This window comes from Micromonospora sp. DT229, from assembly GCF_049844505.1.
Lineage (GTDB): Bacteria > Actinomycetota > Actinomycetes > Mycobacteriales > Micromonosporaceae > Micromonospora.
In genome coordinates this window covers 147,602-167,168 of sequence record NZ_JBNCLD010000007.1, presented here as the reverse complement: position 1 = coordinate 167,168, position 19,567 = coordinate 147,602, and the positions used below count along the sequence as shown (strand labels likewise).

The following is a 19,567-nucleotide window of genomic DNA, read 5'->3' as shown; positions in this document are numbered from 1 at the left end:
CCTGTTGTCGACTCTACCGTCAGCAATTCAACGTGTCCAATGTACGACGACTTACGGCACATGACGCCTGGCTACCTTTGTCGGGACGGTGAAGTGCATTGCTGAGTCGGTCGACTGTGGCACCGCAACCGAGCGCGTCAAGCGGTGATACCGCATTGAGTCGGGAGTACCGCCAGATTTCAGCGCACTGCCTGGCAATTGTCGCCCGCGCTTTAACAACTCCTCCTACCGTCGACCGCCCGGCCAGGTCAGGAAGCACTCGGTCATCTGACCGGACCCCGGCGGCGGTGCCGGAAGATGTCGACCAGGGCGGCCAGCAGAGCCAACAGGATGATCCCGGCGCAGACCAGCAAGGACCGTTCAAACGCCGCTGCCCAGGCGTTGTCGCTGCTCACGACCGAGAAGAAGACCGCCCCGACGACGGCGATGCCGGCGGCCGATCCGATGCGCTGTCCGGTCTGGAGCATCCCCGCCCCGCTGCCGGCCTGCGCCACCGGCACCTGGGACAGGGTCAAGGTCTGGTTCGGGGCGATCACCAGGCCGCTGCCGAGACCGGCGAGCAGCAGGGGAGCGGCCGTCACCCAGGGCACCGGGGCCCGTGGGGCCACCTCGATGACCAGCGCCACCAGGGTCAGCCCGACCACCACGGCGAGCAGCCCGGTGGCGACCAGGGGTCGGCCGAACCGGTTGACGATCCGACCGCCGATCGCCGACGCCGCGGCGGAGCCGAGCGCGAACGAAGTGATGGCCAGACCCGCGACCAGGGCGCTGTAGCCGAGCCCGGTCTGTAGGTACAGGGTGAAGATGAAGAAGATCGCGGAGAACCCACCGAAGTAGAGCAGGGCGATCAGCGAGCCCAGGGCGTACGACCGGACCCGGAACAGACCCACGTCGAACAGCGGCGGGCCCTGCCGGGCGTACCTGCGTTCCCAGAGCGCGAAGCCGACCAGGGTGACCAGACCGGCGGGCAGCAGCAGCCAGGTGGCCGCCCCCCGCCACTGCTCACGCTCCACCAACGGCAGCAGTACCAGGGTCACCCCGGCGCCGAGCAGCAGTACCCCGACCGGGTCCGCCCGCCGGCGGACGGCCTGGCCGACCGGCCGGTGCGGGATCAGCCGCCAGCCCAGGACCATCGCGACGACCCCGACCGGGACGTTGACGAAGAAGACCCACCGCCAGCCGTGTTGTGGCCCACCGGCGGCGATCAACAGGCCGCCGAGCAGGGGACCCACCGCGGTGGAGATGCCGATGGTGGCACCGAGCAGGCCGAAGGGGCGGGCCCGTTCCGGCCCTTGGAAAAGCTGCTGGATCATCCCGGTCACCTGCGGGTTGACCAGCCCCGCAGCGGCCCCCTGAAGGAGTCGGGCGATCACCAGCCAGGTGGGGGACTGGGCCAGGCCGGCCACCGCGCTGGTCACCGTGAACATGGCGATGCCGAACACGAAGGCGTTGCGGCGGCCGTGCACGTCGCCGAAACGGCCCGCCGGCACCAGCACCAGCCCGAAGGTCAGGGCGTACCCGGACAGCACCCACTGGAGGTCGGCCGGGCTGGCGTTCAGGGCCCGGTCCAGGGAGGGCAGGGCCACGTTGACGATGCTGACGTCCAGCAGCGTCATGAAGGCCGCGACCAGTCCGACCCCGAGGGCCTGCCAACGTCTGGGTCCCTGGTACGACTCCTCAGCCGTCGAAGGCCGGTCGGGCCCGGCCCGCCGATGGTGCCCCCCGACGGCCTCGGTCACCTCAGTTGCTGGGCGCAGAACCGGGGACCGAAGTCCAACCCGGCCATCGGCGAATCCTCCCGGTGCAGCAGGTTCTTCTCGGTGAGCAGGTGCAGCGGGCTCTGCAACTGCTCCTCGGTCAGGCCGCACTCCGCGGCGATCGTGTCCGGGTACGGGACCTGTCCGCGTGCCTCCAGGGTCGCCACCGCGTCGTACACCCGAGCCTCGACGTCCGACAGCTGCACCTGCTGCATGGTGTCCTCCTCACGCCGATCCGCCTGCCAGGCGGTGTGCGCCGCGCGGATACCCCCTGCCGGGCTGATGATTCCCCCGCTCCGGCCGGTGGTTCGCCGTCCCCACGAGCACCCACGGTGACCTACGCTGCTTCGGTGACCGTCTGGGAACTCGCAGTGATCGGCGGTGGTCCCGCCGGGCTGTCGGCCGCCTACGCCGCCGCCCGACGGGGGGTGCGCACCCTGGTCCTGGAACGGGCCGCCCACCCGCGCTACAAGACCTGCGGTGGCGGGTTGACCGGCACCTCCGTCGCGGCCGTCGCCACCCGGATCGAGATACCCGTGCAGGACGTGGTCGACCAGGTCACCTTCACCCTGCGCGGGCGCCGCCCGATCACCCGGCGGCATCGGCCCGGTCGGCTGGTCAGCATGGTGCGCCGGGACGAGTTCGACGACCGGCTGCGCGCCGCCGCGGTGGCCGCCGGAGCCGAGGTCCGCGAGCGGGTGACGGTGCGGGCCCTGGAGCAGACCCCCGACGGCGTACGACTGCGGCTGGCTGACGCCACCACGGTCCTGGCGCGTACGGTCGTCGGCGCGGACGGCTCCTCCGGGGTCAGCGCCCGCCATGTCGGGGTGCGGTACCGGCAGGTGGATCTGGGGTTGGAACTGGAACTGCCGGTGCCGCCGGAGCAGCAGGCCCGGTGGCGGCGTCGGATGCTGCTCGACTGGGGACCCCTGCCGGGCTCGTACGCCTGGGTCTTCCCGAAGGGAGACCGGTTGACCGTGGGGGTGATCGCCGCCCGGGGTGAGGGGGAGCGGACCCGGGACTACCTGCGGGGGTTCGTCCAGCGGCTCGGCCTGGCCGGGTTGCCGGCGACGCACGACACCGGGCATCTGACCCGTTGTCGGGCCGAGGGTTCGCCGTTGCGCCGGGGTCGGGTGCTGGTCGCCGGGGACGCCGCCGGTCTGCTGGAACCCTGGAGCCGGGAGGGGATCAGCTACGCCCTGCGCTCCGGCGAACTGGCCGGTGAGGCGGTCGCCGAGGCCGACCCGGCCGGCTACGAGCGGGCGGTGCAGCAGCGGCTGGTGCCCTCCATCCGGGCCGGTCACCGACTGTTGGAGGTCTTCTCCCGGCGGCCGGAGATCCTGCACCTGACGGTCGGCACCCCGCCGGGCTGGCGGGCCTTCACCCGGTTCTGCCAGGGCCACGGCGACTTCGGTCAGCTGGTGGACGGGCTGCCGGTACGGGCGGCCCTGGCCCTGGCCGCCCACCTGCCGGGCCCCCACACCCACCGACCCTGACCCGCCCAGCTTTCCGGCCGCCCTGCCAGCTGCCACCCAGTATCCTAGGATGCCTTACGGGTGGTGCGGCAGGTCACTGCCTGTTTCCCCGCAGCAGATCGGGGTAGGGCCTTCCGGGACCACGTCCCACCGACGACAGGAGACCCCCGTGAGCCATGACCAGCACACCCAGCAGGACCCCACCGAGCAGTACGGCCAGCAGTCCGGACAGCCGGCCCAGCAGCAGTCGCCGCCGGGGCGTACGGAGGACATGAACCCGAGGCCCGACCACGGCGAGGACACCTATCAGGGCACCGGCAAACTCGAGGGCAAGAAGGCGGTGATCACCGGGGGTGACTCCGGCATCGGTCGGGCGGTGGCCATCGCGTACGCCCGGGAGGGTGCCGACGTGCTGATCTCCTACCTGAGCGAGGAGGAGGACGCCGACGCGCAGGACACCGTACGGCTGATCGAGGCCGCCGGCCGCAAGGGCGTCGCGGTGCGCGGCGACATCACCGACGAGGCCACCTGCCAGGGGTTGATCGACCGGGCGCTGTCCGACCTGGGCGGCATCGACATCCTGGTGAACAACGCGGCCTACCAGATGGCCCAGGACAAGGGCATCGCCGGGATCAGCACCGAACAGTTCGACCGGGTGCTCAAGACCAACCTGTACGCGATGTTCTGGCTGTGCAAGGCGGCCCTGCCGCACCTCGACGAAGGCTCGGCGATCATCAACACCTCGTCGATCCAGGCGTTCGACCCCTCGCCGCAGCTGCTCGACTACGCCACCACCAAGGCGGGGATCGCGAACTTCACCAAGTCCCTCGCCGCCGACCTGGTCGACAAGGGCATCCGGGTCAATGCCGTGGCGCCCGGCCCGATCTGGACCCCCCTGATCCCGGCCACCATGCCGGAGAAGAAGGTCGAGCAGTTCGGTACGGACACCCCGGTCGGTCGGCCGGGTCAGCCCGCCGAACTGGCCCCTGCCTACGTCTTCTTCGCCTCGCAGGAGTCGAGCTTCATCACCGGCGAGGTGCTCGGCGTCACCGGCGGCCGCTTCACCAAATGACCTGCAAGGAGGGGCCCCTTCTTAACGCCTCCGGTAGAGGAGGGGTCCCTTGTTAACACGTACCCCCGGATTGTCTGCCGGTGCTCAGCGGGGCCAGGGCGCCAACTGGCGCCGGACCCGGGTGATGTCGGCGGGGTCGAGGCCGTAGCGTGCGAAGCGCTGGTCGGGGATCCGGTCGAGGTAGCGGCCGGCGGCGCGCACATCCTCGTCCTCCAGGGCGGGATCGAGTTGCCGGGCCAGCTCCAGCAGTTCGGCCACCGACCGGTCGGCCAGGGCGGCGGCCACGTCGATGTAGTCGCGTACCTCGCGCCGGTTGACCAGGGCGGCGGTCTTGTTGGCGATCAGGTCGCGGACGTCCATCACCGGCCCGAGGTCCATCACCACCGGGCTGCGGTGCCGGTCGAGGCGGGCCAGACTGAGCCGGATCTGCCGGCCGTCCCGGGCGACCACGAAGTCCCGCAGGTCCGCGTGGAAGCCGTCGAACAGGTCGCCGAGGTCGCTGTCCGGGTCCGCGTCGGTCACCTCGAACCCGGCCGCCTGAAGGGCGTCGCGTACTCCGGCGGCCGCCGCCGCGGCGGCGCCCTCCACGTCGGCGAAGAGATCGACGTCCTCGGTGGGGCGGGTCACCAACCCGTGCGCGGCCCACGCGACACCGCCACCGAGCACGAAACGGTACGGCCCGGCCACGGTCAACGCGACCCGGGCCACCTCGCGGTAGAAGTCGTGTGGATGGGGCGTGCTCACGCCGACCGCAGACCCCGGTGCCGGCTCTCCCAGGCGGCGCGGACGCCCCGGGGCAGGTTCAGCAGCCGCCACACCCGGGGCAGGGTCCGGCCGTTGACCAACCGACGCAGGTCGTCGAGGCTGGTGGTTTCCCGCAGCACGTTCTCGTACATCCAGAGCAGCTGGTCGGGGTCGGTCAGATCGAACGCGCGGTCGCTGCACCACATCAGTCGTACCGGCAGCTCCACCACCCCACGGGTGGGCCCACGCAGCTCGCTCAGCGTCCGGGCCACCACGGCGGGCCGCCCCGGCCGGGCGAGGTGCGCCACGCCGGTCGTGACTCCGAAGACGGCCTGCATCCTGCCAGGGTAACCCCACACGACCCGGAACCGGACTCTCCCCAACCCACCTCGACCAGATCCGCCCCCACTCCACGATCGCCAAAGATCGACTCCATTACGCCGAAACAGCGGTTTCCCACCACCCCGAACCCCACCGTTTCGCCGTAACGGCGTAGGCCGGTTGCCACCCCACCACGGGGCGTCCCCGCGGCGGCCTTGCGCCGGCGACGGGGCTGTGGGTCGTGTCGTCTCCCCGTTGCCCGTCCGTGTCCCGCCCCGTCCGGTTGTGGCCTTGATCGGCTCCGTTACGGCGAAGTGGCGGTTTCCCGCCGCCGCGGTCCCCGCCGTTCCGGCGTAACGGCGCGAGCCGGCTTGCCGTCCTGTCGCTGCACGAGGTGCCCCGGCTGCCGGGCGTGGGTCGCCCGAGCCGGGGGCGTGTCGGGGTCTGCCCGTTGGGTCTGCCCGTTGCGCGTCCGTGTTCCTGCCCGTCCGGTTGTGGCCTTGATCGGCTCCGTTACGCCGTAATGGCGGTTTCCCGCCGCCTTGGTCGCCGCCGTTTCGGCGTAACGGCGTGGGCCCGCTGCCGTCCGTCGCTGCACGGCGGTGTCCCCGCCGCCCGGGGGTGGGTCAGCCGCCGGGGGTGGGTCACCCCGGGGCTGTGGGGTCGTATCGGTTGATCGTCCGGATGTCCGGCCTCGGCGGTTTCTGGCGATGGCGGCTGCCGGCCCTGCCCATCCGGGGAGACGGGGCCAGTCCTCCTGGTGCGGGCTTGGAGCCTCGGGTCCCTGGTGTGGAGTCAACGAGCAGATTCGGGGCAGGCCCGTTCTGGGGCTGTGGGGGTGTTGGTGGGTGTGGTGTCCGGTCTGCCTGGGTTCAGCTCGGGAATGATGGCGGCTCGCAGGTCGTTGGACATCCCTGACCGGCCGATGCATGCCTTCTGATCTGGGCAGATGGCTCCGCGAGTCTTTGGCCCGGCGGGAATGACGGCGGGTGGCCGGTCGTTGTACATGGTCCCGGCGCCGCGAAGGCCCCATGCCCCGGGCGAAGGGCTCGGCCCACGAAGGCTCCATGCCTCGTGGAGGCTCCCGGCCTAGTGGAGGCTCCCGGCCTAGTGGAGGCTCCCGGCCTCGTGTGTCAGCCGGTGATCTTCCCCCTTTGTTCTTTCGGCGCCTGATGGCGTTCGCGCGCACCCGTTTCCCCCCTTTTCGTGGTGTGTGTCTACCCCCGAATGGAGCTTGGTCATGAACTCGATCTTCCGTAACAGCGTGCTCGGTATTGCTGGTGTGGCCCTCGCCGGTGGTGTCTTCGCCGGCCCGGTGGCCGGTCATACGGATGCCACCCCGGTGAAGTCGAGCCCGGTGGCCGTGGTGAAGGCCGACAAGCCGGACACGGGCAAGCTGATCCCGCACGGCGTGCAGGGCGCCCAGTCGCGGATCGACCTGAACGACGAGCAGGTCGCCAACACGAAGGCGATCATCGCCGCCACGAAGAAGAACGGTATGGACGAGCGTGCCGCTGTGGTGTCGATCGCCACCGCGTTGCAGGAGTCGAAGCTGGAGAACCTGGGTCACCTCGGTGACCGCAACGACCACGACTCGCAGGGTCTGTTCCAGCAGCGTCCGTCCAGTGGTTGGGGCACGGTGGAGCAGATCACCGACCCCGAATACTCCACCACCGCGTTCCTCAAGGGCTTGAAGCAGGTTGATGGTTGGCAGGACATGCCCCTGACCAAGGCCGCCCAGACCGTCCAGGTCTCGGCGTACCCCGACCACTACGCCCAGTGGGAACAGCAGGCCGCCGACCTGGTCGCCCAGCACTGGAACAGCTGACCAGCACCGAAGACCGGAGCAGCACCCGCAACTGACCAGCACTGGAACAGTTGACCAACAGACATTCCTCCACAGGGGGAGCAAGAAACCGTTGGCCGGCACCCGAACCCGGGCGCCGGCCAACGGCGTCTACACACTCAGAAGCCCAACAAAGGCGGCAGCGCCCAGGCCCCAACGGTGCCGACCGGATGACGAAGGCCGACCAGGTCAGGCTGGGGCGACCGTGCCCGGCGTGGGGATCAAGCCTGACCGCCCGAAGCCGGGCACGTTCGCCCCAGCCCAAACCGCAACCCAAAACCAGGGGGAGTGAGCAGCCGACAAGTGGGAACAAGAAAGGCCGTGGGTCGGTTGTACCGAGCGTCGGTGTGATCCAGTGTCCCCGGGCCTCACCTAATTTGCCGTCGCGGAATACCGTCCGGCTGGAGCCGCGTCGCGCCACTCGCCGAGAGGCGACCTGCACACCGACACCCACGCACCGCCCTCGGCCCCGACAACGGGCCGGGGGCGGTGTGCTGTTTCCCGAGTTCTGCCGGCCCGCCTGTCCGACGACGTCCGGCTGCCCTAAGGTCAGGAGCGGAAGAGGCTCAAGGGCGGAGGTGACGAGCGTGGGGCTGCGGGACGTGTTGCTGGGCTGGCCGGTCTACCGGCAGCTCACGGGCACCGATCCGCTGGGTCGGGGCGCGGCGGCGCAGTCCGCCCGTTCGGCCGGGCTCACCCCCCGCACCGAGGACGCCGACCGGGTGGCCCGTTCCGTCTGCCCGTACTGTGCGGTCGGTTGTGGGCAGCGGGTCTTCGTCTCCGACAACCGGGTGACCCAGATCGAGGGCGACCCGGACAGTCCGATCTCTCGTGGTCGGCTGTGTCCGAAGGGTTCGGCGAGCAAGAGTCTGGTGACCAGTCCGCTGCGGCAGACGAAGGTGCGCTACCGGCGGCCGTACGCCACCGAGTGGGAGGACCTGGACCTCGACACGGCGTTGGACATGATCGCCGACCGGATCCTGGCCGCGCGTGCGCAGACCTGGGAGGACGTCGACGCCGAGGGGCGTCCGCTGAACCGCACCCTGGGTATCTCCAGTCTCGGCGGGGCGACGCTGGACAACGAGGAGAACTACCTCATCAAGAAGCTGTTCACGGCGATGGGGGCGATTCAGATCGAGAACCAGGCGCGGATTTGACACTCCGCCACCGTCCCCGGTCTGGGGGCCAGCTTCGGTCGCGGCGGCGCGACGGTCTTCCAACAGGACGTGGCGAACGCTGACGTCATCGTCATCCAGGGGTCGAACATGGCCGAGGCCCACCCGGTGGGCTTCCAGTGGGTGATGGAGGCGCGTAGGCGTGGGGCGAAGGTGTTCCATGTCGATCCCCGGTTCACCCGGACCAGTGCCTCGGCTGACACGTACCTGCCGATCCGGGCGGGCTCCGACATCGCGCTGCTCGGTGGGGTGGTCAACTACATCCTGACCAACGAGTTGGACTTCCGGGAGTACGTGCTGGCATACACCAACGCGGCGACGATCGTCAGTGAGGATTACGTCGACGCGGAGGACGCCGACGGCCTGTTCTCCGGGTTCGATCCGGCCACCGGTGCGTACGTGCAGGACAGTTGGCAGTACGCCGGGCACGAGCGGGATTCCGGCAGCGGTCACACGGCGACCGAGCGGGAGACGGCGGCCGGGTTGCGGCACGAGTCGCATGGTGCGCCGATCTCGGGGCAGGTCGAGCGGGACGAGACGTTGCAGCATCCGCGCTGCGTGTACCAGATCCTCAAGCGGCATTTCGCCCGTTACACCCCGGAGATGGTGGAGCGGGTCTGTGGTCTGCCGCAGGAGAGGTTCCTGGAGTTGGCCCGGGCCTGGACGCAGAATTCGGGTCGGGAGCGGACCGGGTGCCTGATCTACTCGGTGGGGTGGACCCAGCACAGCGTCGGGGTGCAGTACATCCGTACCGGCGCGATCATCCAGCTGTTGCTGGGTAACGTGGGTCGGCCCGGTGGTGGGGTGTTGGCGCTGCGCGGGCATGCCAGCATCCAGGGGTCCACCGACATCCCGACCCTGTTCAATCTGCTGCCGGGTTATCTGCCGATGCCGCACCACGCCCAGCATCCGACCTTCGACGACTGGGTGGACGCGATCCGGCATCCGGGCCAGAAGGGTTTCTGGGGCAACGCCCGGGCGTACGCGGCGAGTCTGCTGAAGGCGTACTGGGGGGAGGCGGCCACCCCGGACAACGACTTCTGCTACGACTATCTGCCTCGGTTGACCGGGGACCACGGCACCTACCAGCAGGTCCTCGACATGATCGACGGGAAGATCAAGGGTTACTTCCTGCTCGGTCAGAATCCGGCGGTCGGTTCGGCGCACGGTAGGGCGCAGCGGCTCGGCATGGCGAACCTGGACTGGCTTGTGGTCCGGGACCTGTTCATGATCGAGAGTGCGACCTTCTGGCAGCGTGGCCCGGAGGTGGCCACCGGTGAGATCGTGCCGCAGCAGTGCCGTACGGAGGTGTTCTTCCTGCCGGCGGCCTCGCATGTGGAGAAGGAGGGCACCTTCACCCAGACCCAGCGGTTGCTGCAGTGGCGGGAGAAGGCCGTGGAGCCGCCGGGCGACGCCCGTTCGGAGTTGTGGTTCTTCTACCACCTGGGGCTCAGGCTGCGGGAGAAGTTGGCCGGGTCGACGCTGCCGCGCGACCGGGCGTTGCTGGACCTGGCCTGGGACTATCCCACCCACGGTCCGCACGCGGAGCCGGACGCCGAGGCGGTGCTGCGGGAGATCAACGGGTACGAGGTGGCCACCGGCCGTCCCCTAGCCGGGTTCGCCGAGGCCCGCGACGACGGTACGACCGCCGTCGGCTGCTGGATCTACACCGGGGTGTACGCCGACGGGGTGAATCAGGCGGCGCGCCGTCGTCCCGGTCAGGAGCAGGACTGGGTGGCCGCCGAGTGGGGTTGGGCGTGGCCGGCGAACCGGCGGATGTTGTACAACCGGGCTTCGGCCGATCCGCAGGGCCGGCCGTGGAGCGAACGTAAACGCTACGTGTGGTGGGACGATTCGGCGGGCCGGTGGACCGGCCACGACGTGCCGGACTTCGAGGTGACCAAGGCCCCGTCGTACCGGCCGCCGGAGGGTGCCACCGGTCCGGCGGCGTTGGCCGGTGACGATCCGTTCGTGATGCAGTCCGACGGCAAGGGGTGGCTGTTCGCGCCCAGTGGGGTGTTGGACGGGCCTTTGCCGACCCACTACGAGCCGGCGGAGTCGCCGGTGCGCAACTCGTTCTACGGCCAGCAGGGCAACCCGACCCGCAAGATCTACCGGCATCCGGTGAACTCGGTGAACCCGAGTCCTCCGCAGCCGCACAGTCAGGTGTTCCCGTACGTGTTCACGGTCAGCCGGTTGACCGAGCACCACACCGCCGGCGGGATGAGTCGTACGGTGGCGCCGTTGGCGGAGCTGCAACCGGAGATGTTCGTCGAGGTGTCCCCGCAGTTGGCGGCCCTGGCCGGGTTGACCCATCTGGGGTGGGCGCACCTGGTCAGCGCCCGCGCGGTGATCGAGGCGAAGGTGCTGGTGACCGACCGGCTGGTGCCGTTGCGGGTGGAGGGTCGGGTGATCCACCAGCTGTGGTTGCCGTACCACTTCGGGTTCGAGGGGTTGGTGACCGGTGATTCGGCCAACGACCTGTTCGGCATCATCCTGGACCCGAACGTGTTGATCCAGGAGAGCAAGATCGGCACCTGTGATGTGCGGCCGGGTCGTCGCCCCACCGGACCGGCGTTGCGCCGGCTGGTGGAGGAGTACCGTACCCGGGCCGGCATCGTGGCCGGCACGGTGCCGCCGACGCTCACCCCCGGTGTGCCGGTCGAGGCAGCGGCCGAGCGGCCCGGCGAGGCGGAGGAGGACCGGTGATGCTCGACGGGGATGACCGTTCCGCGTCGCCGGACCCGGCGACGGGTGCGGGTTGGGTCGACGCGCCACCACGGATGGGGTTCTTCACCGACACCAGCGTCTGCATCGGCTGCAAGGCCTGCGAGGTGGCCTGCAAGGAGTGGAACGGGGTACCCACCTCCGGGCTGGACCTGCTCGGCATGTCGTACGACAACACCGGGGCGTTGACCGCGAACTCGTGGCGGCATGTCGCCTTCATCGAGCAACCCCGGCCGACCGCCGAACCGGAGCAGGCCGACTCCACCCCCCAGTTCCTGGGGATGCCGCAGTCCGGGCCGCCGGGGCGTACCGGCACGGCCGAGGGGCGCAGCGATTTCCGCTGGCTGATGATGTCGGACGTGTGCAAGCACTGCACCCGGGCGGGTTGTCTGGACGTCTGCCCGACCGGGGCGCTGTTTCGCACCGAGTTCGGCACGGTGGTGGTGCAGGAGGACATCTGCAACGGCTGCGGCTACTGCGTGTCGGCCTGCCCGTACGGGGTCATCGACCGTCGGGTCGACGACGGTCGGGTGTGGAAGTGCACCCTGTGCTACGACCGGATCGGCGCGGGCCTGACCCCGGCCTGCGCGCAGGCCTGCCCGACCGAGTCGATCCAGTACGGCCCCCTGGACGAGTTGCGGGAGCGGGCCGCCACCCGGGTCGCCACCCTGCACGAGCGGGGGGTGCCGCAGGCCCGGCTCTACGGCCACGACCCGACCGACGGGGTCGGGGGTGACGGTGCCTTCTTCCTCCTGCTCGACGAGCCGGAGGTGTACGGTCTGCCGCCGGATCCGCAGGTGCCCACCCGGGACCTGCCGAAGATGTGGAAACGGGCCGGGGTGGCCGCGTTGGCCATGGCGGCCGGGGCGGTCGTGGCGTTCCTCGGAGGAAAACGGTGAGCAGTCAGCGTCCGCCGACAGGGGAGCGGTTCCGCCGCTTCCGGGACCGCCGGGAGGGCGGCCGTCGAGAGGCCGGGTTGACGGTGCCGCCGGCCGAGTTCACCTCCTACTACGGGCGGCCCATCCTGAAGCCGCCGGTGTGGACCTGGGAGATCGCCGCCTACCTGTTCACCGGCGGGGTGGCCGCCGGGTCCTCGTTGCTGGCCGCCGGTGGGCAGTTGACCGGCCGGCCGGCGGTGCGCCGCGCTGGGCGGGTCGCCGCCCTGGCCGCCGTCACGGCCAGCGCCGGGCTGCTGGTCAAGGATCTGGGTCGACCGGAACGGTTCCACCACATGCTGCGGGTGGCCAAGCCGACCTCCCCGATGTCGGTGGGCACCTGGATCCTCACCGCCTACGGTCCGCTGGCCGGGCTGGCGGCCATCGCCGAGGCGGCTCCCCTGCTGCCCCGCCGGGGCCGGCTGGGGTGGGTCCGTCGGGTGCTGCCGCCGGTGGGACAGGCGGCCGGGCTGGCGGCGGCGGTCACCGCACCGGCCCTGGGCACGTACACGGCGGTGCTGCTGGCCGACACGGCCGTTCCGTCGTGGCATGAGGCGTACCCCCATCTGCCGGTGGTGTTCGCCGGCAGCGCCCTGGCCAGCGGCGCCGGGGTGGGACTGATCGCCGTGCCGCCTTCGCAGAACGGCCCGGCCCGCCGGATGGCGGTGGCCGGTGCCGCCCTGGAGTTGTACGGCGCCCATCAGGTGGAGAACTCCCTGGGTCTGCTCAGCGAGCCGTACCGGACCGGCCGGGCGGGTCGGCTGTTGCGGGCCGGGCGGGCGCTGACCGCCGCGGGGGTGGCCGGTGCGGTGCTGGGCGGCCGGAACCGGATCGTGGCCGCGCTGTCCGGTGTGGCGTTGCTGGCCGCCTCGGTGGCCACCCGGTTCGGGGTCTTCCACGCCGGGGTCGCCTCCGCCCGCGACCCCCGCTACACGGTGCTGCCGCAGCGGGAGCGCCTGGCGCGACGCAGCGGCGGGGAGCCTGCGGACCGGTAGCGGTGTGGCACCTCCCGACGTGGCCGCCGAGCAGCTGTGATCAAATGCTCGGTGGAGGCGTTCAGGTGGCTGGTGCCCCTCCCGGTCTTCAAAACCGGTGTGGTCCGGTATCCGGGCCAGGCGGGTTCGATTCCCGTCCGTCTCCGCCAATCTGGCGAGGGGATGACCCGATGGGCGACGGTTGCGCTGACCCACGGCGCCGGGTGCCGCGCACCGACGCGCTGCTGGCCGAGCCACGGCTGGCCGCCGCGATGCTCACCCTGGGCCGGGACCGGGTCAAGGCCGCCGTCCGGCAGGCCCAGGAGCAGGCCCGTCGCGGCGAGATCGACCCCGATCAGGTACGCGACGCCGCGCTGGCCGCCCTGCCGCAGGCGACACCGCGGGCCGTACTGAACGCCACCGGGGTGGTGTTGCACACCAACCTGGGGCGGGCCGCCCTGTCGGAGACGGCCGTGGCCGCGATGGTCGCCGCCGCCGGGCACACCGATGTCGAACTGGACCTGGTGACCGGGCGTCGGGCCCGGCGTGGCCGTGCGGCCCTGGAGGCCCTGTCCGCGGCCGTGCCGCAGGCCGAGGCGGTGCATGTGGTCAACAACGGGGCCGCCGCCCTGCTGCTGGCGGCCACCGCCCTGGCCGCCGACGCGGAGATCGTGATCAGTCGCGGCGAGCTGGTGGAGATCGGTGACGGGTTCCGGCTGCCGGACCTGATCGTCAGCACCGGGGCCCGGCTGCGGGAGGTCGGCACCACCAACCGCACCACCCTGGCCGACTACGCCGCCGCGATCGGCCCGGACACCGCCTTCGTGCTCAAGGTGCACCCGTCCAACTTCCGGGTGACCGGCTTCACCTCGGCGGTGCCGGTGCGGGCCCTGGCCGGCCTGGGGGTGCCGGTGGTCGTCGACATCGGCTCCGGGTTGCTGGCCCCGGACCCGCTGCTGCCGGAGGAACCGGACGCGGCGAGCACCCTGGCCGCCGGGGCGGCCCTGGTCACCGCCAGCGGGGACAAGCTGCTCGGCGGGCCGCAAGCCGGGCTGCTGCTGGGCCGCGCCGGGCTGGTGGAGCGGCTGCGCCGGCATCCGCTGGCCCGGGCCCTGCGGGTGGACAAACTGACCCTGGCCGGGTTGGCGGCCACCCTGGGTGACCCGAACACCCCCACCCGAACCGCCCTGCACACCGACCCGGCCAGCCTGCGGGAGCGCACCGAGCGGCTGCGGGAGGCCATCGCGGCCGACGGCCACAAGGCCGAGGTGGTGCCGTCGACGGCGGTCGTCGGCGGTGGGGGCGCCCCCGGAGTCGAGTTGGACTCGTGGGCGTTGAGCCTGCCGGAACGCTACGCCCAGCCGCTGCGCACCGGGGTGCCGCCGGTGCTCGGCCGGGTCGCCCAGGGGCGCCTGCTGCTGGATCTGCGATGTGTGCCGCCGCATGCCGACGAGGCCGTCCGGGCCGCCGTGCTGGCTGTGCCGGAAGAGGACTGACCATGCTGGTGGTGGCTACCGCCGGGCATGTCGACCACGGCAAGTCCACCCTGGTGCGGGCGCTGACCGGGATGGAACCGGACCGGTGGGCGCAGGAGCGGCAACGGGGCATGACCATCGATTTGGGTTTCGCCTGGACGACGCTGCCCTCAGGCGCCACGGTCGCCTTCGTCGACGTGCCGGGGCACGAACGGTTCGTGCCGAACATGCTCGCCGGTGTCGGTCCGGTACCGGCCGCCGTGGTGGTGGTCGCCGCCGACGAGGGGTGGATGCCGCAGTCGGCCGAGCACCTGGCCGCGTTGAACGCCCTGGGGGTCGCCCACGGGCTGCTGGCGGTGACCCGCGCGGACCTGGCCGACCCGGGGCCCGCCCTGCAACGGGCCCGCGCCGAGTTGGCGGTGACCTCGCTGCGGGAGGTGGAGGCGGTGGCGGTCAGCGCGGTCACCGGCGCCGGGCTGCCGGAGTTGCGGGCCGCGTTGGACCGGCTGGCCACCCGGCTGCCCACCCCCTCGGCCGAGGGCCCGGTACGGCTGTGGGTGGACCGCAGCTTCACGGTGCGGGGCAGCGGCACCGTGGTCACCGGCACCCTGGGAGCCGGTCGGCTGCGGGTCGGCGACGAACTGGTGCTGGCCGACAGTGGTGAGCCGGTGCGGGTACGCGGCCTGCACCGGCTGGGTCAGCCGTGCCGGCAGGTGGAGCCGGTCGCCCGGGTGGCGGTCAACCTGCGGGGGGTGGCCCGGGACCGGATCGCCCGGGGGGATGCCCTGCTCACCGAGGGCCGGTTCGGCATGGTCGACCTGGTCGACGTGCGGCTGGCCGGTGACCCGGCGGCCGACCTGCCCGCGACCCTGACCCTGCATGTCGGTGCGGCTGCGGTGCCGGTGCGGGTCCGTCCGCTGGGTGTCGACACCCTGCGGTTGCGGCTGGCCCGACCCCTGCCGCTGCTCGTCGGTGACCGGGCCCTGCTGCGTGATCCCGGCCGCCACCACATCTCCGGTGGGGTGACCGTGCTGGATGTGGCTCCGCCGCCGCTGCGCCGTCGTGGTGCCGCCGCCGCCCGCGCGGGGGTGCTGGCCAGCATGGACGGCCAGCCGGACCTGGCCGGTGAGTTGCGCCGTCGGGGTCTGGTACGCGCCGCCGACCTGCGTCGGGCGGGGGTGCCGGTGACCGGGTCGCCGGTGTGTGGGGACTGGTTGGCCGATCCGGAACACTGGCGGCGGTTGGCTGCTCGGCTCGTCGAGGTGGTCACCGAGTACGCCCGTACGAATCCGTTGGAGCCGGGGGCACCGGTGGAGGTGCTGCGTCAACGTCTCGGCCTGCCGGAGCGGGCCCTGGTGGAGGCGTTGGTGGCCGCACCTCTGCGGCTGGTCGCCGGTCGGGTGGCCGCCGCCGACCTCGACCCGGTGCCCGAGCCGGTGGCCCGGGCGGTGGCCCTGCTGCGGGAGGAGTTCACCGCCCGACCGTTCCGGGCCCCGGAGGCCGACCGGCTGGCCGCGGTCGGGTTGGGTGACCGGGAGATCGGCGCCGCGGTACGCGCCGGGGTGCTGCTGCGGCTGACCGGCAACGTCCTGCTGCCCTCAGGCGCCCCGCAGCAGGCCGTACGGGTGCTGGCCACCCTGCCGCAACCGTTCACCCTCAGCGCGGCACGGCAGGCCCTGGACACCACCCGTCGGGTGGCGGTGCCGCTGCTGGAGTTGCTGGATCGGCAGGGCGCCACCCGTCGACTGCCGGACGACACCCGGATGGTGGTCGGTCCCTGAGTTGGCGCCATCCGTCGGCCGTCGGGCCGGTGCAGCGCCTACCGTGACGGCATGGACCCGAGTGCGGTCTGGCGGGACCGGCAGCACCGGTGGCGGATCGAGGCGTACCGGGCCCCGGATCTGCGGTTCGCCGTCTTCGCCACCAACGGCACCACCGAGTCGGCGCCGCTGTGGTTGTTCGGCATGTCCGCGTTGGCCCGGTGGCTGATGAGCCACAAGATCTCGCTGGACGACCTGGAGTCCGACTGACCCGGTCGCCCGGTCGAGGGACGCCGCACGGTTTGCCGCGATGACTGCGTTTTGCGGCTTACGGTGCGAGCTGTGAAGGACCGAGGTATCCGGAAGCTGGCCGCTGTGCTGGCGGGCCTGGCGGTGATCTACTTCGGCACCACCGGCCGGTCCCCCGAGGAGGGCAGTGGGCTCTCCGGTGGGCTGGTGGTGCTGGCGTTGCTCGCGGCGCTGCTGGTGTGGCACCTGACCAAACCGGGCGGCGACGCGGCCAAGTGAAGATTCTCAACCGGCGTGGACGGCGCGGTTGATCTGCTCCGCCGAGTCCTCACCCAGGGCCACCCGCACCAGCGCCGAGGCCAGTCGACCGAACTCGTCCTCCTCGACCAACCCGGCCAACCGGTCCGGGGTGGCCGGCAGGCCCAGTCGCCGAGCTCCGGCCACGGTGCGCCGGTCGGCGTACGGCCGCACCTGCGGCCAGACCGTCTGCACCTCGCGCAGGAAGATGTCCGCACCGGTGGGGCCGATGCCGGGGAACTCGACGAGCAGCTCCCGCAGCCGCTTCTGGTCCCCGTCGGTCTCCCGGTGCAGCCGACGCAGGTCCCCGTGCCACCGGTCCAGGCAGAGCCGGGCCCCGGTGCCGAGCATGGTGGCGGTCCGCTCGTCGTAGCGGCGGTAGTGGCCGCGGCCGAGGGCGTCGACCCGCTGCTGCCAGCTCGCCGCCTCCATCGCCGCCGGGGTGCGGTACCCGGCGGTGAACAGCTCCCGGGCGGCGGCCACCGCCACCTGGGCCCTGATCCGGGTGCTGAGCAGCGTCACGAGCACCAGCAACTGGTACAGCGGTGCGGGCCGGTCGGCCAGGGAGATCCCGGCCTCCTCGGCGTACGTGCGGCGGGTCAGCAGGGCCCGCGCGACAGCCCGTTGGTCACCCATCGTCCGGTGATACCCACCCTGGGCTCGACCAGTCCCCGGCCGGGACGGCCGCGCCGGAATGCCGATGGCGGCGGCGGGTAAGCCGACAGTGGACGTGGTCGACTGCCGCGTCCCGCCACCCTGGTGAAGGGAGACGATCGTGACCAACCCGCAGCAGCAGGAGTTGCGCCGCAACGCCCTGGGCGCCACCAGTCAGGACAACAAGGGACCCGGCCCGGCCGGTCATCCGCGTAACCGGGGCACCTCCCGGGCGGACGCCGGACGTCGGGTGCCCCGGGGTCAGGTGTCGCCGTACGGCCCGACCGGGCAGTCGGTGGCCGAGGATGAGAGCGACCGCGACTAGCCCTCGCCCGTTGACGGCCGCAGCCGGTTCCAGGTGGCTGCGGCCGTCAGCCCGTACGCGAGGTGCGGCAGCAGGTCGGCCAGCCAGTCGGTGCGCCGCCAGGTGCGCGGGTCGGTGACCCCGAGCAGGGTCAGCGACCCGTCGGACAGGGTCATCGCCCCGCCGCCGAGCAGCGCGGCGGCCCGCAGCATCGGCTGCTGTCGGCCCCGGGTGAGGGCCGCGAAGCCCACGGCGGCGGCCACCCCCAGCCCGTACCCCATCAGGGCGCCGAGACCGGAGCGGCGGTTGGCCGCCCGGTCCCGGGCCCCCAGATCCAGGTGGGCCACCTCGGCGACCCGCCCGGCGCTCTCCTGTGGGCTCTGGCTGGCCGGACGGGCCCGCACCACCATGTCCAGGTAGGTGGCGACGTTCAGGGCGGTGCTGCCCACCGCCCCGGCGATCAGCCCGTCGGCCAGCGCGGCGCCCCTCACTTGGGATCCCCGGGTTCCCGGTTACCCTTCGGGCCGTAGGTGCGGTCGCCCCGGGCGACGCCGCGCTGACCCCGTTCGTCCTGAAGGATCCGGTTGGCGGCCTCGTCGGCCCGATCGTCGGTGACGCCCCGACCGGAGTTGTCGAGGTCGTTGCGCAGGCGGGCGCGTTGCTTGTCGTAGGCGTTGCTGCCGGGCCTTGGTCCAGGCATCGCTGTCTCCTCTGGTGGTCGCGGTCACGTACGCGCCCCGTCTACCCGCCTGTACGGGCGCCAACCCCGCTCAGCCCCGGACCACCGCCACCGGGCAGTGGCTGTGGTGCAGCATCGACCGGCTGACCGAGCCCAGCAGCAGTCCGGTCAGCTCGCCGCGGCCCTGGCCCCCGACGACCAGCAGTTGGGCCGTACGGGAGGCCTCGGTGAGGGCCTTCGGGGCGCGGGCGTGCACGGACTCGCGGCGGATCGACACCTCCGGGTAGCGGGCGGCCAGCCCGGTGACGGACTCGGCCAGGGCCCGCTGCTCCTCCTCATGCAGCTGGGACTCGTCGTACACCAGGGGTTGCATGTCGCCCGGACCGGTGGAGACCGGGTGCCGGTAGGCGTGCAGTGCCAGCACGGCGGCCCCGCGGCGGGCCGCGGTCCGCACCGCGAACTCCACGGCCCGGCGGGACACCTCGGAGCCGTCCACCCCGACCACGATCGGCCCGTGCGGATCCGCCGTGCCGCGGGCCACCAGCACCGGACATCGGGCGTACGCCGTCACGGTGACCGCGACGGAACCGACCACCAGAGCGGTGAAGCCACCCAGTCCCCGGTCGCCGAGCACGACCAGCGCGGCATCGGTGGCCGCGTCGAGCAGGACCGCGGCCGGGGCCCCGTCGATGATCTCACCGGTCACCTCCAGTGCCGGTGCGACGGCCTGCGCCTGGTCGACCGCGGCCGTGACGAGTTGTCGTGCCTGGCCGCGAAGCCCGCCGTCGGTGGGTCCCTCGGTGCCCGGTGTGACGGGGGAGTGCAGGGTGGGCCAGATGAAGGCGTGCACCACCCGCAAGGGCCGGTGCCAGCGGGCCGCCTCCGCGGCGGCCAGACGTACCGCGGCGAGCGCGGACTCCGAGCCGTCCACGCCGACCACCACCGCCGAGCCGACCGAGTCCACCGCCACCCCCGTCCGCGTGCTGGTCTCCGCCAGTATCGCGGGCCGCTGCCGGTCGAGGCGGCGATACCGGTCAAAGGCCCGCCGTCCACTACGCTGACCGCGACCGTCCGGGAGAGCAGGGTTGTCGATGGCACAGCCCGACCGACCGGTACGCCCGTG

Annotated in this window: 19 protein-coding genes and 1 tRNA gene; 12 read left to right on the top strand and 8 right to left on the bottom strand. The window is 72.0% G+C overall.

Going from position 1 to position 19,567, the window contains the following annotated elements; all coding sequences use genetic code 11:
* Positions 1-263 precede the first annotated feature (263 nt).
* Complete coding sequence (locus tag ACLQ2T_RS13770) at positions 264-1,739, bottom strand: MFS transporter (protein WP_425766450.1); 1,476 nt, start codon at positions 1,737-1,739, stop codon at positions 264-266.
* Positions 1,736-1,972, bottom strand: a complete 237-nt coding sequence (locus ACLQ2T_RS13765; RefSeq protein ID WP_425766449.1) for a hypothetical protein — start codon at positions 1,970-1,972, stop codon at positions 1,736-1,738. Before ACLQ2T_RS13765 ends, ACLQ2T_RS13770 begins: the two co-directional genes overlap by 4 nt.
* 135 nt (positions 1,973-2,107) lie before the next feature.
* Between ACLQ2T_RS13765 and ACLQ2T_RS13760 the strand changes: the two genes are divergently transcribed.
* The gene (locus tag ACLQ2T_RS13760) at positions 2,108-3,253 is read left to right on the top strand and encodes a geranylgeranyl reductase family protein (RefSeq protein WP_425766448.1); all 1,146 of its coding nucleotides are present in this window, start codon (positions 2,108-2,110) and stop codon (positions 3,251-3,253) included.
* A 148-nt stretch (positions 3,254-3,401) separates the two neighbouring features.
* Positions 3,402-4,304, top strand: coding sequence for an SDR family oxidoreductase (locus ACLQ2T_RS13755; RefSeq protein ID WP_425766447.1), 903 nt, complete (start codon positions 3,402-3,404; stop codon positions 4,302-4,304).
* 84 nt (positions 4,305-4,388) lie between these two features.
* Here the strand turns inward: ACLQ2T_RS13755 and ACLQ2T_RS13750 are convergent, their stop codons facing one another.
* Positions 4,389-5,048: a nucleotidyl transferase AbiEii/AbiGii toxin family protein gene (locus ACLQ2T_RS13750; protein WP_425766446.1), complete on the bottom strand. Its 660-nt coding sequence runs from the start codon at positions 5,046-5,048 to the stop codon at positions 4,389-4,391.
* Entirely contained in the window at positions 5,045-5,386 is a 342-nt protein-coding gene (locus ACLQ2T_RS13745) for a hypothetical protein (RefSeq protein WP_425766445.1), read from the bottom strand. Before ACLQ2T_RS13745 ends, ACLQ2T_RS13750 begins: the two co-directional genes overlap by 4 nt.
* Before the next feature lie 1,223 nt (positions 5,387-6,609).
* Here ACLQ2T_RS13745 and ACLQ2T_RS13740 point away from each other — a divergent pair.
* From ACLQ2T_RS13740 to ACLQ2T_RS13700, 9 genes are all read left to right on the top strand, one after another.
* Positions 6,610-7,197: a hypothetical protein gene (locus ACLQ2T_RS13740; protein ID WP_425766442.1), complete on the top strand. Its 588-nt coding sequence runs from the start codon at positions 6,610-6,612 to the stop codon at positions 7,195-7,197.
* A gap of 605 nt (positions 7,198-7,802) precedes the next feature.
* Positions 7,803-11,099: a formate dehydrogenase gene (gene fdh / locus ACLQ2T_RS13735; protein WP_425766441.1), complete on the top strand. Its 3,297-nt coding sequence runs from the start codon at positions 7,803-7,805 to the stop codon at positions 11,097-11,099.
* Positions 11,099-12,016 (top strand): 4Fe-4S dicluster domain-containing protein, encoded by a 918-nt coding sequence (locus tag ACLQ2T_RS13730; protein ID WP_425766440.1) that lies wholly within the window; start codon positions 11,099-11,101, stop codon positions 12,014-12,016. The genes fdh and ACLQ2T_RS13730 overlap by 1 nt, the downstream gene beginning before the upstream one ends.
* Positions 12,013-13,047, top strand: a complete 1,035-nt coding sequence (gene nrfD / locus ACLQ2T_RS13725; RefSeq protein WP_425766438.1) for an NrfD/PsrC family molybdoenzyme membrane anchor subunit — start codon at positions 12,013-12,015, stop codon at positions 13,045-13,047. Before ACLQ2T_RS13730 ends, nrfD begins: the two co-directional genes overlap by 4 nt.
* 53 nt (positions 13,048-13,100) lie before the next feature.
* A tRNA-Sec gene (locus ACLQ2T_RS13720) sits at positions 13,101-13,196 on the top strand.
* Positions 13,197-13,217: 21 nt separating this feature from the next.
* On the top strand, positions 13,218-14,522 hold the full coding sequence (gene selA, locus ACLQ2T_RS13715; RefSeq protein WP_425766437.1) for an L-seryl-tRNA(Sec) selenium transferase: 1,305 nt from the start codon (positions 13,218-13,220) through the stop codon (positions 14,520-14,522).
* Between the two features lie 2 nt (positions 14,523-14,524).
* Positions 14,525-16,282: a selenocysteine-specific translation elongation factor gene (selB, locus tag ACLQ2T_RS13710; RefSeq protein ID WP_425766436.1), complete on the top strand. Its 1,758-nt coding sequence runs from the start codon at positions 14,525-14,527 to the stop codon at positions 16,280-16,282.
* Positions 16,283-16,333: 51 nt separating this feature from the next.
* Entirely contained in the window at positions 16,334-16,531 is a 198-nt protein-coding gene (locus tag ACLQ2T_RS13705) for a hypothetical protein (RefSeq protein ID WP_327025889.1), read from the top strand.
* Positions 16,532-16,603: 72 nt separating this feature from the next.
* Positions 16,604-16,789, top strand: coding sequence for a hypothetical protein (locus ACLQ2T_RS13700; protein ID WP_327027482.1), 186 nt, complete (start codon positions 16,604-16,606; stop codon positions 16,787-16,789).
* Positions 16,790-16,795: 6 nt separating this feature from the next.
* Here the strand turns inward: ACLQ2T_RS13700 and ACLQ2T_RS13695 are convergent, their stop codons facing one another.
* Positions 16,796-17,443 (bottom strand): hypothetical protein, encoded by a 648-nt coding sequence (locus ACLQ2T_RS13695; protein ID WP_425766434.1) that lies wholly within the window; start codon positions 17,441-17,443, stop codon positions 16,796-16,798.
* A 139-nt stretch (positions 17,444-17,582) separates the two neighbouring features.
* On the opposite strand from ACLQ2T_RS13695, the gene ACLQ2T_RS13690 reads away from it, so the two are divergent.
* Positions 17,583-17,786, top strand: a complete 204-nt coding sequence (locus tag ACLQ2T_RS13690) for a hypothetical protein (protein ID WP_425766433.1) — start codon at positions 17,583-17,585, stop codon at positions 17,784-17,786.
* Here ACLQ2T_RS13690 and ACLQ2T_RS13685 read toward each other — a convergent pair.
* From ACLQ2T_RS13685 to ACLQ2T_RS13675, 3 genes are all read right to left on the bottom strand, one after another.
* A complete protein-coding gene (locus ACLQ2T_RS13685) occupies positions 17,783-18,256 on the bottom strand; it encodes a hypothetical protein (protein ID WP_425766432.1) in 474 nt (157 codons plus the stop codon). The two genes, ACLQ2T_RS13690 and ACLQ2T_RS13685, sit on opposite strands and share 4 nt — an antisense overlap.
* Positions 18,253-18,465, bottom strand: a complete 213-nt coding sequence (locus tag ACLQ2T_RS13680) for a phosphatidylethanolamine-binding protein (protein ID WP_425766431.1) — start codon at positions 18,463-18,465, stop codon at positions 18,253-18,255. Before ACLQ2T_RS13680 ends, ACLQ2T_RS13685 begins: the two co-directional genes overlap by 4 nt.
* Before the next feature lie 70 nt (positions 18,466-18,535).
* Complete coding sequence (locus ACLQ2T_RS13675) at positions 18,536-19,414, bottom strand: universal stress protein (protein WP_425766430.1); 879 nt, start codon at positions 19,412-19,414, stop codon at positions 18,536-18,538.
* Positions 19,415-19,567 lie beyond the last annotated feature (153 nt).